This is a genomic window from Methylobacterium sp. E-025 (assembly GCF_022829705.1).
Taxonomy (GTDB): Bacteria; Pseudomonadota; Alphaproteobacteria; order Rhizobiales; family Beijerinckiaceae; genus Methylobacterium.
Genome location: NZ_JAKSYR010000109.1, coordinates 115,974 through 130,347 on the forward strand (window position 1 = coordinate 115,974; position 14,374 = coordinate 130,347).

Here is a 14,374-nt window from a genome sequence, read left to right on the forward strand (position 1 = left end):
GGTGCGGGGGAGGGCTTGCAGTCTCAGAGCTTCGTCCCGAAGATCTCCGCCACCTGCGGGATGTCCTTGTCGCCGCGGCCGCACAGGTTCATCACCATGAGATGGTCGGCCGGCTTCTTCGGGGCCATCTCCAGCACCTTGGCGAGGGCGTGGGCCGGCTCCAGCGCCGGGATGATGCCCTCGAGCATCGAGCACAGCTTGAACGCGCCGAGCGCCTCCTGATCGGTGGCCGAGAGGTAGGTGACGCGGCCGGCCTCGTGCAGCCAGGCGTGCTCGGGGCCGATGCCGGGATAGTCGAGGCCGGCCGAGATCGAGTGCGCGTCCGCGATCTGCCCGTCGTCGTCCATCAGCAGGTAGGTGCGGTTGCCGTGCAGCACCCCCGGCCGTCCGCCCGAGAGCGAGGCGGCGTGCAGGCCCGACGAGACGCCGTGGCCCGCGGCCTCGACGCCGAAGATCTCCACGTCGCGGTCGTCGAGGAAGGGGTGGAACAGCCCCATCGCGTTGGAGCCGCCGCCGATGCAGGCCACGAGCGAATCGGGCAGCCGCCCCTCGGCCTCCAGCATCTGCTCCTTGGTCTCGCGCCCGATGATCGACTGGAAGTCGCGCACCATCGCCGGATAGGGGTGCGGCCCGGCGACCGTGCCGATGCAGTAGAACGTGTCGGCGACGTTGGTGACCCAGTCGCGCAGGGCCTCGTTCATCGCGTCCTTCAGGGTCTTGGTGCCGGACTCGACCGGGATCACCTCGGCGCCGAGCATCTTCATCCGGAAGACGTTCGGGGCTTGGCGCGCCACGTCGACGGCGCCCATGTAGACCACGCAGGTCAGGCCGAACCGGGCGCAGAGGGTCGCGGTGGCGACGCCGTGCTGGCCGGCGCCGGTCTCGGCGATGATCCGCTTCTTGCCCATCCGGCGGGCGAGCAGGATCTGCCCGAGGACGTTGTTCACCTTGTGCGAGCCGGTGTGGTTCAGCTCGTCGCGCTTGAAGTAGATCTTCGCGCCGCCGCAATGCTCGGTCAGCCGCTCCGCGAAGTAGAGCGGGCTCGGCCGGCCGACGTAGTGCTTGAGGTAGCCGTCCATCTCGGCCTGGAACCCCGGGTCGGCCTTGGCCGCGGCGTAGGCCTCTTCCAGGGAGAGGATCAGCGGCATCAGCGTCTCGGCGACGAAGCGGCCGCCGAAGATGCCGAACCGGCCGCGCTCGTCGGGGCCGGTGCGGAACGAGTTCGGAGGGGGAGAGAGGGTCACGGATCGCGTCCTTGTTCGCGAGGGTGGGGTCGCGACGCGGTGATCGCGAAGGGCGGTCCGGGTGCGTGGCGCACCGGGCGCGCCGGGTCGGGTCCGGTTTGCGGTAGGATCGCCCCGCGGGTCAACACGCGCCCGCGCATGGCGGCCGGGGCCGACCGTCGCGGCGGGACGAAAAAGGGCCGGGCGTCGCCGCCCGGCCCTCGTCGTCCGATCCCGTCCGTGCCGGGCTATTGCGGCTTGTCGGCGGGGACGCCCTGCTCGCTGCCGTTCGCCTTGAGATCCTGGGCCTTCTGCTCGGCCGCGGGGTCGGCCTTGGCCGGCGCCTCGGTGGTCGCGGGCGCCGGCGGCGCGGTCGGCGCAGGCGCCGTGTCGGCGGCGGGCGACGGCCCGCTGCTTTCGGGCGCCGACTTCTGCTCGACCGCGTTGCGGTTCTCGGAGCCGGCGCCGGCGGGCGCGCCCGGCGGCTTCTCGGTCACCGGCTTGGCGCCCTCCGCCTTGGTGTCGGCGGGCTTGGCCGGGCTGTCCTTGCCCTCGGAGGCCTTGCCGGCCGCCGGCTTCTCGGAGGTCGGCTTGTCCGCCGGCTTGGCTTCGGCGGGCTTGGCTTCGGCGGGCTTGTCGGCGGGCTTGGCATCGGCCGGCTTGGCATCCGCCGCCTTCTCGACCGCCGGCAGCGGCTTGGGGCTGTCCGACAGGGTGTGGAGGTAGGCGATGACGTTGGCGCGCTCCTGAGGCGAGCCGATGCCGGCGAACGCCATCTTGGTGCCCTTCACGTAGGCCTTGGGGCTCGTGAGGAACTCGTCGAGGTCGGCGTAGGTCCAGGTGCCGCCCTTCTCCTTCATGCCGGCCGAGTAGTCGAAGCCCTCGTGGCTGCCCTTCTTGCGCTCGACCACCTCCCACAGGTCGGGGCCGACCTTGTTCGGGCCGCCCTTCTCGAAGCTGTGGCAGGCCTGGCACGCCTTGGTGCCGCCCTGGCCCTTCTCGACGTTGGCGGAGGCCAGCCGCACGGCGATCGGCTCGACCTTGGCGGCCTTGGGCGCCGCGGCGCTCTCCTCCTTGGCCTCGGGCAGGTCGTAGCCGGCCTTGCCCGCGGGCTTGGGATGGTAGATCAGCTCGGCGACGAAGCCCGATCCGGCCACCAACAGCAGGGCGCCGAGCACCGCACCGGCCACCTTGTTCAGCTCGAACGAGTCCATGCTTTCTTCAACTCCTGTCGCGCTGCGCGGCGGGCGAATCCGCGCCCGGCCTGCCGGCGCCGGACTTTGGAAGATTTCGAGGGTGCTTAGCCGTTCGAAGCCGACCTTGACAATGGCGGAATGGGTGACAGTCGGCACACGATTGGTCGCACGCCGCCGCCCGCCTCGACGCGCCCGGGCGGCGCGGGGTGCCCGCGCCGCGCGCCCGAGGGCCGGCGCACGGCTTCGATGACAAGCCGGCGGGCGCCTGTTAAGCACCGGCCCGCGGCCCGGCCGCCGTCCCGCAGATCGCCCGTCGATGTCCGATCCCCTCGTCCTGATCCCCGCCCGCCTCGCGGCGACGCGGCTGCCGAACAAGCCCCTGGCGCTGATCGCCGGCGAGGCGATGATCGTGCATGTCTGGCGCCGCGCGGTCGAGGCCGGGATCGGGCCGGTGGTCGTCGCCACCGACACCGCCGAGATCGCCGCCGCGGTCGAGGCGGTGGGCGGCGTCGCGGTGATGACGCGGGCCGATCACCCGTCGGGCTCCGACCGCCTCGCCGAGGCCCTGGAGATCGTCGACCCGCAGGGCAACCACGACGTCGTCGTCAACGTGCAGGGCGACCTGCCGACGATCGATCCGCGGGCGATCGGGGCGGCGGTGGCGCTGCTCGCCGACCGCGCGGTCGACATCGCCACGCTGTGCGCGCCGATCGTCGACCCGGCGGAGGCCGAGAACCCGAACGTGGTCAAGCTCGTCGGCCACACGGTCGGGCCGGAGCGCCTGCGCGCGCTCTACTTCACCCGCGCCCGCGCCCCCTGGGGCGACGGGCCGCTGTTCCACCATATCGGCCTCTACGCCTATCGCCGCCGGGCGCTGGCGCGCTTCATGGCGCTGCCGCCGGGCGAGCTCGAGACCCGCGAGAAGCTGGAACAGCTCCGCGCGCTGGAGGCCGGGATGCGCATCGACGCCGCGATCGTCGACGACCTGCCGCTCGGCGTCGACACCCCCGCCGATCTGGAGCGCGCCCGCGCGCTGCTCGGCGCCCGCCGCCTCAACTGACCGTTGCGATGACCGATCCGAAGACCATCAGCTACCAGGGCGAGCCCGGCGCCAACTCGCACATCATCTGCGAGGAGGCCTACCCGGACTGGACCGCCCTGCCCTGCCCCACCTTCGAGGACGCCTTCGCGGCGGTCACCGAGGGCCGTGCGCAGGCGGCGATGATCCCGATCGAGAACTCGATCGCCGGCCGCGTCGCCGACATCCACCACCTGATCCCGACCTCGGCCCTGCACATCGTCGCCGAGCACTTCCTGCCGATCCACTTCCAGCTCATGGTGCTGCCGGGCACGCGGATCGAGGACCTGCGCTCGGTCCACACCCACGTCCACGCGCTCGGCCAGTGCCGTCGCATCATCCGGCGGCTCGGCCTCAAGGCGGTGGTGGCCGGCGACACCGCGGGCGCCGCCCGCGAAGTGATGGAGGCGGGCGATCCTTCCCGCGCGGCGCTGGCGCCGGCTCTGGCGGCGGAGGTCTACGGCCTCGACATCCTCGCCCGCGACGTCGAGGACGAGGCCCACAACACGACGCGCTTCGTGGTGTTCCGCCCCGAGGCCCTGCCGGTGGCGGCGGGCGACCGCCCGATGGTGACGAGCTTCGTCTTCCGGGTGCGCAACATCCCGGCCGCGCTCTACAAGGCGCTCGGCGGCTTCGCGACCAACGGCGTCAACATGTCGAAGCTCGAGAGCTACATGGTCGACGGCGAGTTCACCGCGACGCAGTTCTACGCCGAGGTCGACGGCCATCCCGAGGAGCCGGGCCTCGCCCGCGCGCTGGCCGAGCTCGCCTACTTCTCGCGCGAGCTGCGGATCGTCGGGACCTACCCGGCCCACCCGTTCCGCGACGCGGCGCGGCCGGCGGCGGAGTAGCTCACTCCCGCCCGATCACCCGGTCGACCACCACGTCGGACCAGAAGCCCGGCCGGAAGCCGCGCTTGAGCGCCTCCGGGTCGTAGACGGTCTCGACCCAGGTCAGGAAGTCGAGCCCCTGCCCTGCGCCCTCCAGGGCGTAGCGGGCGAAGAACGCATCCAGGATCCCGGTCTTGGCGAAGCGGAAATGGCCGTAGCGGGCCGAGAGCTGGCGCGCGGCCTCCGCCACCGGGCGGTCCTCGTGCAGGATCAGGTAGAGGGCGGCGCCCAGGCCCGCCCGGTCGGCGCCCGACTTGCAGTGCATCACCGCCGGGTATTCGAGGCCGGCGAAGAAGTCGCGCGCGGCCAGGATCGTCTCGCGGGAGGGCGCCTCGCGCGAGCGCAGCACGAACTCGACGAGCTTGAGCCCCTGGCGCTCGCAGGCCTCGCGTTCCAGCGGCCAGGAGCCGTGCTCGCGCCCGCCGCGCAGCGAGACCACGGTGCGGACCCCCTCCGCCCGGAAGCGCGCCAGCTGGTGCGGGCCCGGCTGGGCCGAGCGCCACATCTTGCCCGTGCCGATCCGGTGGCGGTTGAGATAGGCCATCCGGAAGATGCCGTGATCGACGAACAGCATGTTCGCCCAGGCGCCGAGCCGTGCCGGCGCGCCGCTGATCGGCCGCGCGAAGCGCTCGATGCGGGCCATGCGCCGGGCGTAGCGGGTCTCGGGGCTGAGGAAGCGGTTGAACACGGGCTCTCGCGGTGGTGGCGAGGGGCAGGCTCTATCAGCGCGCCCCCGGGCCGGCAATTCGGCATCTCCCTTGCCTGTGCCCGTCGCGAAGGGCGCTTGGCTGCCTTCTGTTCGCCCCGATCGGGGGCGAACCTGACGGCCTGCCGCGGGTTGCCCCCCGCCAACCGCACGATCGAACCGAAGGGTCCGGCCATGAGCACCCGCACCACGAGCATCCGCCGGGCCCGCAACGCGGATGTCGGCGCGCTGTCGGCGGTGTTCGATGCGGCCTGGCGCGAGGCCTATCGCGGGATCATCCCGGGCGTCGCGCTGGAGCGGCTGATCGCGCAGCGCGACGGCGCGTGGTGGCGCGCCGCGCTCAAGCGCGGCCGGCCGATCGCGGTGGTCGAGACCGCCGACACGGTGGTCGGCTACGCCGGCTACGGCCGCGCCCGCAGCCGGTCGCTCGGCGTCGAGGGCGAGGTCGACGAGCTCTATCTCCGGCCGGAATACCAGGGCGTCGGCCTCGGGCGGCGCCTGTTCCTGGCGGTCCGCAACGACCTCGCCGACCACGGCCTGGCGCGGATCGGCGCCTGGACGCTGGAGGACAACGCCCGCGCCGCCGACTTCTACGCCGGCCTCGGCGGGCGACCCGGCCCGCGCGCGCTCGACCGCTTGGCCGGCGTGCCGCTGCCGAAGGTCGGCTACCTGTTCGGCTGACGGTTCTTCCCGTTCGTCGCGGCGTGCGGCGCGGCGCGGATTTGCTTCGCGCGCCAAGGGCTTTATGAGACCCGCGCAACGGGGCGAGGCCCCGATCTTCCGGGATGCGCCAGCGCCATGATCATCGACAACATCTCGATCGGCAAGAACCCGCCGCACGACGTCAACGTCATCATCGAGGTGCCGCTCGGCGGCGAACCGATCAAGTACGAGATGGACAAGGAAGCCGGCGCGCTCGTCGTCGACCGCTTCCTCTACACCCCGATGTTCTACCCGGGGAACTACGGCTTCATCCCGCACACCCTGTCCGGCGACGGCGACCCCTGCGACGTGCTGGTGGCCAACACCCGCGCCGTGGCGCCCGGCGCGATCATGAGCGCCCGCGTGGTCGGCGTGATGGTGATGGAGGACGAGGGCGGCGAGGACGAGAAGATCATCGCCGTGCCCTCGCGCCACCTCACCAAGCGCTACGACCGGATCGAGAACTACACCGACCTGCCCGAGATCACGATCCAGCAGATCCAGCACTTCTTCGAGCACTACAAGGATCTCGAGCCCGGCAAGTGGGTCAAGTTCGTGCGCTGGGGCGACAAGGCCGAGGCCCACCGCCTGATCCACGAGGCGATCGACCGCGCCAAGAAGGCCAAGGCCTGAAGGGTTTCCCCGGGCCGATCGAGGCCCGCGCCCGGCTCCCTTCCCCGCGGACGGGGAGAGAGCCGGGCGCGTCGAAGAGATGACGTCAGAGCGCCTCGCCGCGCAGCAGGCGCGGCTGGGCGCCGCGCGCGGCGGCGGCCTCGCCGACGAAGAAGCGCTTGAGGCCGGGCATCCGGTCGACGAGGCCGAGGCCCAGGTCGCGGGCGATCCGCAGCGGCAGGGCGTCGTTCGAGAACAGCCGGTTGAGCCCGTCGGTCGCCGCCGCCATCGCCAGCGTGTCGAACCGGCGCGCCCGCTCGTAGGCGACGAGCACGTCCGCCGCGCCGGGATCGAGCCCGAGGCGCAGGGCGCCGGTGACCGCCTCGGCGAGGGCCGCCGCATCCGCCAGGCCGAGATTGAGGCCCTGGCCCGCGATCGGGTGGATGACGTGGGCGGCATCCCCCAGGAGCGCGAGGCGTTCGGCGCGGAAGCGCCGGGCGATGCCGAAGGCGAGCGGATGGGCGCTCGGGCCCTGCTCCAGGGCCAGCCGCCCGAGATCGGGCGTGAACCGGCGCTCGATCTCGGCCAGCACCGCGTCGGGCTCGCCCCCGAGCAGGGCGTCGACGTCGGCGGCCCGCTCGGTCCAGACGATCGAGGAGCGGTGCCCTTGCGGCCCGTCGGCCAGCGGCAGGATCGCGAACGGCCCGCTCGGGAGGAAGTGCTCGGTCGCCCGGCCCCCGTGCGGACGCGCGTGCCGGATCGTCGCGACGATGCCCGTCTGCGGGTACGACCAGCCGACCCAGCCGATCCCGGCCGCCTCGCGCAGGCGCGAGCGCGCCCCGTCGGCGGCCACCAGCAGCGCGGCCCGGAGGGTGCGGCCGTCGGAGAGGGTGGCGCGGATCGCGTCGCCGTCGGGCACCGCGCGGGCGATCCCGACCGGGTCGAGCGCGACGCCGGCCGCCGCGCAGGCCGCGCGGAGCGCCGCCGCCAGCGTCTCCGCCTCGACCATGTGGGCGAAGGGGCCGTCGGAATCGCGCGGCGTCTGCGCGAAGGTCAGGAAGACCGGGCGGACCGGGTCGGCGAGCCGGCTGTCGCTGATCGCCATCTCGGTGATCGGCGCGGCCGCCGCCCCGAGCCGGTCCCAGATCCCGAGCCGCTCCAGCATGCGCCGGCCGCCGGCCGCGATGGCGAAGGCCCGGCCGCGCTGCCGCTCGGCCGCGCGCGGAAGGCCCGGATCGCAGACCGTGACGGCGAGCGCGTCGCCGTGCGCCTGGCGCAGCGCCAGGGCCAGCGACAGGCCCGGGATGCCTGCGCCCGCGAGCAGCAGGTGGCGGCTGCCCGGGCGGGTCGTCGAACCCCTCATCGCCTCGTCCTCATCGTTCCCTCGCGCGAGGAAGTGACACCGCTTCCGCCCGCAGGCAACGCGCGGGCTCGTCCGGCGGGCGCAGGGAAGCGCGGTCGCACCGCGAGCCCGATGGCGAGGCAGGCCGCGCGGATGCTATGGCGGACGCCTCCTCGCCCCGAAAGCCCGCCGCACAGCCATGCCGACCGATCCCGTCCCGCCGACCGATTCCGGCATCGTCGCCGAGCTTCTCGCCATCCTCGACCTCGAGCGGCTGGAGACCGACCTGTTCCGCGGCGTCAGCCCGCGGAACGGCTGGAAGCGGGTGTTCGGCGGGCAGGTGGTGGGTCAGGCGCTGGTCGCCGCGACCCGGACGGTGCCGAGCGCCCGCGCGCCGCACTCGCTCCACGCCTACTTCCTGCTCGGCGGCGACCCGAGCGTCCCGATCGTCTACGAGGTCGAGCGCATCCGCGACGGGCAGAGCTTCACCACGCGCCGGGTCAAGGCGATCCAGCACGGGCGCGCAATCTTCGCGATGACCGCCTCGTACCAGGTGACGGAAGCCGGCCACGCCCACCAGGCGGCGATGCCCGACGCGCCGCCCCCGGAATCGCTGCCCGACACCAAGTCCCTGCTCGCCAGGGGCATGCCCGGCATCCCCGCGGCGGTGGCCGGCTATTTCGGCCGTCCGCGCCCGATCGAGCTGAAGCCGGTCGATCTGCGACGCTATCTCGAAGGCGAGCCGCAGGCGCCGCTGTGCAACGTCTGGCTGCGCGCGGCCTCGCAGCTCCCCGACGATCCGGCGATCCACCAGGCGGTGCTCGCCTACGCGTCCGACATGACGCTGCTCGATGCCACGCTGATCGTCCACGGGCGCTCGGTGTTCGATGCCGACATCCAGTCGGCCAGCCTCGACCACGCCCTGTGGTTCCACCGCCCGTTCCGGGCCGACGAGTGGCTGCTCTACGCCCAGGACAGCCCCAATTCCGCCGGCGCGCGGGGGTTCGCCCGCGGCCAGATCTTCGCGCGCGACGGGACGCTGGTGGCGTCGGTGGCGCAGGAGGGCCTGATCCGCCCGCGGCCGGCCTAGTTTGGCGTCAAACCGCCGGCAGGCCGCCGCACGCGCCGAATTACTGCGCTTCTGATGAGCATTTGCCCGTTTTGTGTGCGATTACTGCTCAGCTTGAGCCCGTCCCCGCGCCAGTCCGCGACCAAAGCGTGTGCATCCGGTGGTCGCGTGAAAAGGTTCCCAAAAAGTTCGGCGCTGGCATAGTCCTTGAATGAGGGCCCGGCGATCGCGGGGTCATTCGGATCCTGCGCGACCATCCTGGACCGGAACCCCCTGCCGAGCGTCGGCTGCGGCACACGGTTCCCAACCCACGCAGGGGGCGCCAAGCATGAAGATCGTGATGGCCATCATCAAGCCGTTCAAGCTGGAGGAGGTGCGCGACGCACTGACCGGCATCGGCGTGCACGGCCTGACGGTGACCGAGGTCAAGGGCTACGGCCGCCAGAAGGGCCACACCGAGATCTACCGCGGCGCGGAATACGCCGTGAGCTTCCTGCCTAAGCTGAAGATCGAGGTCGCGGTCGCCGCCGACCTGACCAGCACGGTGATCGACGCCATCGCGGGCGCCGCCCGCACCGGCCAGATCGGCGACGGCAAGATCTTCGTCATGCCGCTGGAGAAGGCCGTCCGGATCCGCACCGGCGAGACCGACGCCGACGCGCTCTGAGCCGGCCCGCGAGGGCCGCCGCCCTCACCACCCATTTCTGCCTCGCAACAATCCTGACAGCACCGCGACCCGGGAGTCTCGTGTCCATGAAACTTCGCAACGCCCTCGCGCTCGGACTGGGAGGGGCCGCGCTCGCCCTGGTCCTCGTCGAGCCGTCCCTCGCGCAGACGCCGGTGCCGGAAGCGGCCTCGGCGCCCGCGCCCGTCGCCCTGGTGCCCAACAAGGGCGACACCTCCTGGATGCTGATCTCGTCGGCCCTCGTGCTGATGATGAGCGTGCCGGGCCTGGCGCTGTTCTACGGCGGCCTCGTGCGTACCAAGAACATGCTCTCCGTCCTGACCCAGGTCTTCGCGATCGTCTCGATCGTCTGCCTGCTGTGGGTGTTCTACGGCTACAGCCTCGCCTTCACCAACGGCGGCACCATCAACGACTTCGTCGGCGGCTTCTCGAAGGCGTTCCTGAAGGGCGTCGACCCGAACTCGACCGTCGCCACCTTCTCCAACGGCGTCGTCATCCCGGAATACGTCTACATCTGCTTCCAGATGACGTTCGCGATGATCACCCCGGCCCTCATCGTCGGCGCCTTCGCCGAGCGGATGAAGTTCTCGGCGCTCGTGGTGTTCACCATCCTCTGGGTGACGCTGATCTACTTCCCGATGGCGCACATGGTCTGGTACTGGGGCGGCCCGGACGCGGTCGGCAACGCCGCCAAGGCGCTCGCCATGGCGACCGACGACGCGGCCAAGAAGACCGCGCAGGACGCGCTCGACGCCGTCAACGCCGATGCGGGCTTCCTGTTCAAGAAGGGCGCCCTCGACTTCGCCGGCGGCACCGTCGTGCACATCAACGCGGGCATCGCCGGCTTCGTCGGCTGCCTGATGCTCGGCAAGCGCATCGGCTACGGCCGTGACCTGCTCGCCCCGCACTCGCTGACCATGACCATGATCGGCGCCTCGCTGCTCTGGGTCGGCTGGTTCGGCTTCAACGCCGGCTCCAACCTCGAGTCGAACGGCACCACGGCGCTCGCCATGATCAACACCTTCGTCGCGACCGCGGCGGCGGCGGTCTCCTGGCTGTTCGTGGAGTGGGCGATGAAGGGCAAGCCGTCGCTGCTCGGCATGGTCTCCGGCGCCATCGCCGGCCTCGTCGCCGTCACCCCGGCCTCGGGCTTCGCCGGCCCGATGGGCTCGATCGTCCTCGGCCTCGTCGCCGGCGGCGTCTGCTTCGTGATGTGCTCCACCGTGAAGAACGCGATCGGCTACGACGACTCGCTCGACGTGTTCGGCGTCCACTGCATCGGCGGCATCCTCGGCGCCCTGGCGACGGGCATCCTGGTGGATCCGAAGCTCGGCGGCGTCGGCATCCCCGACTACGCGACCAAGCCCGGCGAGATGGTTCTCGGCACCTACGACATGATGAGCCAGTTCATCATCCAGGCCGAGGCCGTCGGCCTCACCCTGCTGTGGTCGGGCATCGGCTCGGCGATCCTGTACAAGCTCGTCGACCTGACGATCGGCCTGCGCGTGACCCAGGACGAGGAGCGCGAGGGCCTCGACATCGCCGATCACGGCGAGCGCGCCTACAACTACTGATCCATCGACGTCCCCGTGACGCCGACGAAGCCCCGGTGCCCCGCACCGGGGCTTCTTTCGTGGCGGCCATCCCCGAGGCGGTCGCGGGGCAGCGGTCGGGGGATCCGGTCCTTCGTCCGGAGGCGTCTCGAACCAAGCCGATGCGTGCAACGTGTCCCGAGGCTCGCGACCAAGTCCAGGATCAGTCCTCGATCGTCGAGCGATTCGCCGATGCAGTCGATCCGGCCCGGTTCGGCGGCGCTTGGTAACGATCCGTTAACGAAGACGCACGGAATTCCGGATGATCCGCGCCGAATGGGCCGACTGGTTGTGGTGCGACGGCAACACATCTTGAGCTTGGGGCGGCTGCGGCCGCGATTGCCCGTTTCGTAGGCAATTGCCCGAAAGTTGTTTTTGCGGAGGGTGGGAACTTTCGGCACCTTGGCCGCAGCAAAAACAAACGGGGCTCGGACTATGACCTTGAAGCTGTTCCTCCAGGGCGCCACGGCGTCGATCGCCACGCTGCTCTGCGTCGGACAGGTGTCGGCCGCCGACCTGTCGGCCAAGCCCGCTCCGCCCCCGGTCCCCGAGGCCTGCAAGGTCGCGATCACCTTCCCGGCCTACGGCGGCGTCATCAAGCAGAACCCGAACCCGAGCTGCTTCACCATCGGCGGCATCGGCGAGATCTACGTCGGCGGCGCGGTGACCGGCTACGCCTACACGCAGACCAACCCGTTCAACACCGCGGTCACGCCGCCCGGCGTTCCCGCCGACCGCGCCGGCCGCGTCGACTTCTCGAACCTGCAGGGCTTCATCCAGAAGGCCGACGGCCCGTTCCAGTTCTACGTCGCGGTCGGCGCCTACACGATCCCCGGCCTCGGCGCGCCGATCTACAGTGCCTTCGATCAGACCGATCTGCTCTTCACCCCGGTCTCGATCGCGTTCGGCAAGTACCAGATCAACGACGAGTGGTCGCTCCAGGGCGGCCGCATGCCGACCAACATCGGCTCGGAGCTGCCGTTCACCTTCCAGAACCTGAACATCTCCCGTGGCCTGCTGTTCAACCAGGAGAACGTGATCAACCAGGGCGTCCAGGTGAACTACGCCAGCGGCCCGTGGGCGGCCTCGCTGGCGGCGACCGACGGGTTCTTCTCGGGTGAGCTCAACTGGATCACCGGCCTGATCACCTACAAGATCGACGACGCCAACACGATCGGCATCAACGGCGGCACGCACTTCAGCAGCTTCAATTCCGGCCTGCAGAGCCTGCGCTTCCAGTACGCCACGCCCCTGTCGCTGCAGAACAGCAGCATCATCAGCCTGAACTACACCTACTCGGCCGGCCCCTGGATCGTGACGCCCTACATCCAGTACACCAACGTCGAGCGCAACGCCGCCCTCGGGCTCAACGGCGCCGAGACCTTCGGCGGCGCGATCCTCGCGAGCTACGCCTTCACCGACAACTTCGCCCTGGCCGGCCGCTTCGAGTACATCGCCCAGAGCGGAAACCGCTTGAGCCTGTTCCCCGACACCTCCGTCCTCTACGGCGCCGGCAGCGAGGCGCTCTCCTTCACCGTCACGCCGACCTTCACCTTCGGCCAGTACTTCCTCCGCGGCGAGTACTCGCGGGTCGAGCTCTACGACATCACCCGCGGCAGCCTTGCGGCCGGCACCCTCGGCACCGGCTTCGGCCGCACCGGCAACCGCACCTCGCAGGACCGCTACATGGTCGAGACCGGCATCACTTTCTGATCCCGGCGGCCTGCGGGGCCGTCCTCACGGTCCCGCATTTACCACGCCAACGAAAACGGGCGGCCCGATCGGGCCGCCCGTTTTCGTTGGCGCGCTGCCGGGTGGCGCGCGGGCCGCGTTCCTACGCCGCCTGCGTCAGGGCCGCCTTCTCCCGGGCGAAGGCCCAGTCGAGCCAGGGCGTCAGCGCCTCGAGGTCGCTCTGCTCCACCGTGCCGCCGCACCAGATGCGCAGGCCGGGCGGCGCGTCGCGGTAGGCGCCGATGTCGAGGGCCACGCCCTCGCGCTCCAGGGTCTCGACGATGCCCTTGGCCACACGCTCCACCACCGCGTCGCCCAGCGCCAGCACGTCGGCATCGGCGATGACGAGGCACACGCCGGTGTTGGAATACGTCGCCGGGTCGACCGCGAGGTTGGCGATCCAGGACGTGCGCGCGACCCAGTCGTGGATCACCCGCGCGTTGCCGTCCGCCCGCGCATGCAGGGCGTCGAGCCCGCCGAGGTCCTGCGCCCAGGCCAGCGTGTCGAGGTAGTCCTCGACCGCGAGCATGGAGGGCGTGTTGATGGTGTCGCCGGAGAAGATCCCCTCGATCAGCTTTCCGCCCTTGGTCAGGCGGAACACCTTCGGCAGCGGCCAGGCCGGGACGTGGCTCTCGAGGCGGGCGACGGCGCGGGGCGAGAGCACCAGCATGCCGTGCGCCGCCTCGCCGCCCATCACCTTCTGCCAGGAGAAGGTCACCACATCGAGCTTGTCCCAGTCGAGCGCCTGGGCGAAGGCGGCCGAGGTCGCGTCGCAGATCGTCAGCCCCTCGCGGTCGGCGGCGATCCAGTCGCCGTTCGGCACCTTCACCCCGGCGGCGGTGCCGTTCCAGGTGAAGACCACGTCGTTGTGCTTCGTGTCGATCGCCGACAGGTCGGGCAGCACGCCGTAGGGCGTCTGGTGGATGCGCGGGCTGATCTTGAGCTGCCTCAACGCGTCGGTGACCCACTCCGAGCCGAACGCCTCCCAGGCCGCCACCTCCACGGTCCGCGGCCCGAGCATCGACCACATCGCCATCTCGACGGCGCCGGTGTCGGAGGCCGGGACGATGCCGATGCGGTAGTCGGCCGGCACGCGCAGCACGTCGCGGGTCAGGTCGATCGCCCGGCGGAGCTTGGCCCTGCCGGCGACCGAGCGATGCGAGCGGCCGAGCGGCGCGTCGGCCAGGGCCGCCGGGGTCCAGCCGGGGCGCTTGGCGCAGGGGCCGGAGGAGAAATGGGGCACCCGGGGGCGGGTGTCGGGTCGGCGCAACATGAGGATCCATCCTTACAGATGGGCGCACCTCGTCGGGGAGGCGTGTCCCGCCGCCGGGATGCGCCGATGCCGGCGGCCGTGCAAGGGCCGGATGCCGGTTCTCGCCGGCACTGCTGCCCGGAACGCGTTGCGGAAAGGATGTCCGTCTCGCCGCCGGCTTCGGATGCGCGCTGTCGGCCCGTCGCATCCCTCCGCTCCAGGGACGCAGCGTGCCTTCCATCATCGGAGACCAGGCCTGCTCTCCGGGAAGAGGTCGTGTCGCCGCGAGGCGGCTC

General features: G+C 71.3%; 13 protein-coding genes. 8 read left to right on the forward strand and 5 right to left on the reverse strand.

The window, feature by feature from the left end:
* Positions 1 to 23: 23 nt before the first annotated feature.
* Positions 24 to 1,244 (reverse strand): tryptophan synthase subunit beta, encoded by a 1,221-nt coding sequence (gene trpB, locus MKK64_RS15310; protein ID WP_147844278.1) that lies wholly within the window; start codon positions 1,242 to 1,244, stop codon positions 24 to 26.
* A 227-nt stretch (positions 1,245 to 1,471) separates the two neighbouring features.
* Positions 1,472 to 2,437, reverse strand: a complete 966-nt coding sequence (locus MKK64_RS15315; RefSeq protein WP_243935736.1) for a c-type cytochrome — start codon at positions 2,435 to 2,437, stop codon at positions 1,472 to 1,474.
* 298 nt (positions 2,438 to 2,735) lie between these two features.
* Between MKK64_RS15315 and MKK64_RS15320 the strand changes: the two genes are divergently transcribed.
* Complete coding sequence (locus tag MKK64_RS15320; protein ID WP_147729379.1) at positions 2,736 to 3,479, forward strand: 3-deoxy-manno-octulosonate cytidylyltransferase; 744 nt, start codon at positions 2,736 to 2,738, stop codon at positions 3,477 to 3,479.
* Positions 3,480 to 3,487: 8 nt separating this feature from the next.
* Positions 3,488 to 4,348 (forward strand): prephenate dehydratase, encoded by an 861-nt coding sequence (locus MKK64_RS15325; RefSeq protein ID WP_243935737.1) that lies wholly within the window; start codon positions 3,488 to 3,490, stop codon positions 4,346 to 4,348.
* Between the two features lies 1 nt (position 4,349).
* Here the strand turns inward: MKK64_RS15325 and MKK64_RS15330 are convergent, their stop codons facing one another.
* Positions 4,350 to 5,075, reverse strand: a complete 726-nt coding sequence (locus MKK64_RS15330) for a tyrosine-protein phosphatase (RefSeq protein WP_147844116.1) — start codon at positions 5,073 to 5,075, stop codon at positions 4,350 to 4,352.
* A 192-nt stretch (positions 5,076 to 5,267) separates the two neighbouring features.
* On the opposite strand from MKK64_RS15330, the gene MKK64_RS15335 reads away from it, so the two are divergent.
* Together MKK64_RS15335 and ppa are read left to right on the forward strand one after the other, a co-directional pair.
* Positions 5,268 to 5,774, forward strand: coding sequence for a GNAT family N-acetyltransferase (locus tag MKK64_RS15335; RefSeq protein ID WP_147844117.1), 507 nt, complete (start codon positions 5,268 to 5,270; stop codon positions 5,772 to 5,774).
* Positions 5,775 to 5,891: 117 nt separating this feature from the next.
* Entirely contained in the window at positions 5,892 to 6,428 is a 537-nt protein-coding gene (gene ppa, locus MKK64_RS15340) for an inorganic diphosphatase (protein ID WP_147730016.1), read from the forward strand.
* Positions 6,429 to 6,513: 85 nt separating this feature from the next.
* On the opposite strand, the gene MKK64_RS15345 is transcribed toward ppa, so the two are convergent.
* Positions 6,514 to 7,770, reverse strand: a complete 1,257-nt coding sequence (locus MKK64_RS15345; protein WP_243935738.1) for an FAD-dependent monooxygenase — start codon at positions 7,768 to 7,770, stop codon at positions 6,514 to 6,516.
* 178 nt (positions 7,771 to 7,948) lie between these two features.
* On the opposite strand from MKK64_RS15345, the gene tesB reads away from it, so the two are divergent.
* The 4 genes from tesB (at position 7,949) to MKK64_RS15365 (ending at position 12,808) form a co-directional block, all read left to right on the forward strand.
* Entirely contained in the window at positions 7,949 to 8,839 is an 891-nt protein-coding gene (gene tesB / locus MKK64_RS15350) for an acyl-CoA thioesterase II (RefSeq protein WP_243935740.1), read from the forward strand.
* Positions 8,840 to 9,146: 307 nt separating this feature from the next.
* Entirely contained in the window at positions 9,147 to 9,485 is a 339-nt protein-coding gene (locus MKK64_RS15355; protein ID WP_147728184.1) for a P-II family nitrogen regulator, read from the forward strand.
* Between the two features lie 86 nt (positions 9,486 to 9,571).
* Complete coding sequence (locus MKK64_RS15360; protein WP_147728185.1) at positions 9,572 to 11,077, forward strand: ammonium transporter; 1,506 nt, start codon at positions 9,572 to 9,574, stop codon at positions 11,075 to 11,077.
* A gap of 453 nt (positions 11,078 to 11,530) precedes the next feature.
* On the forward strand, positions 11,531 to 12,808 hold the full coding sequence (locus MKK64_RS15365; RefSeq protein ID WP_147728186.1) for an outer membrane beta-barrel protein: 1,278 nt from the start codon (positions 11,531 to 11,533) through the stop codon (positions 12,806 to 12,808).
* Between the two features lie 121 nt (positions 12,809 to 12,929).
* On the opposite strand, the gene MKK64_RS15370 is transcribed toward MKK64_RS15365, so the two are convergent.
* The gene (locus MKK64_RS15370) at positions 12,930 to 14,099 is read right to left on the reverse strand and encodes a phosphoserine transaminase (protein WP_243935742.1); all 1,170 of its coding nucleotides are present in this window, start codon (positions 14,097 to 14,099) and stop codon (positions 12,930 to 12,932) included.
* Positions 14,100 to 14,374: the final 275 nt, after the last annotated feature.

Bases quoted from the DNA above. Each gene is read 5' to 3' on its own strand.
- MKK64_RS15325 (WP_243935737.1), top strand. From the start codon at position 3,488: ATGACCGATCCGAAGACCATCAGCTACCAGGGCGAGCCCGGCGCCAAC.
- MKK64_RS15365 (WP_147728186.1), top strand. From the start codon at position 11,531: ATGACCTTGAAGCTGTTCCTCCAGGGCGCCACGGCGTCGATCGCCACG.
- MKK64_RS15335 (WP_147844117.1), top strand. From the start codon at position 5,268: ATGAGCACCCGCACCACGAGCATCCGCCGGGCCCGCAACGCGGATGTC.
- MKK64_RS15360 (WP_147728185.1), top strand. From the start codon at position 9,572: ATGAAACTTCGCAACGCCCTCGCGCTCGGACTGGGAGGGGCCGCGCTC.
- MKK64_RS15355 (WP_147728184.1), top strand. From the start codon at position 9,147: ATGAAGATCGTGATGGCCATCATCAAGCCGTTCAAGCTGGAGGAGGTG.
- tesB (WP_243935740.1), top strand. From the start codon at position 7,949: ATGCCGACCGATCCCGTCCCGCCGACCGATTCCGGCATCGTCGCCGAG.
- MKK64_RS15345 (WP_243935738.1), bottom strand. From the start codon at position 7,770: ATGAGGGGTTCGACGACCCGCCCGGGCAGCCGCCACCTGCTGCTCGCG.
- MKK64_RS15315 (WP_243935736.1), bottom strand. From the start codon at position 2,437: ATGGACTCGTTCGAGCTGAACAAGGTGGCCGGTGCGGTGCTCGGCGCC.
- MKK64_RS15320 (WP_147729379.1), top strand. From the start codon at position 2,736: ATGTCCGATCCCCTCGTCCTGATCCCCGCCCGCCTCGCGGCGACGCGG.
- ppa (WP_147730016.1), top strand. From the start codon at position 5,892: ATGATCATCGACAACATCTCGATCGGCAAGAACCCGCCGCACGACGTC.
- MKK64_RS15370 (WP_243935742.1), bottom strand. From the start codon at position 14,099: ATGTTGCGCCGACCCGACACCCGCCCCCGGGTGCCCCATTTCTCCTCC.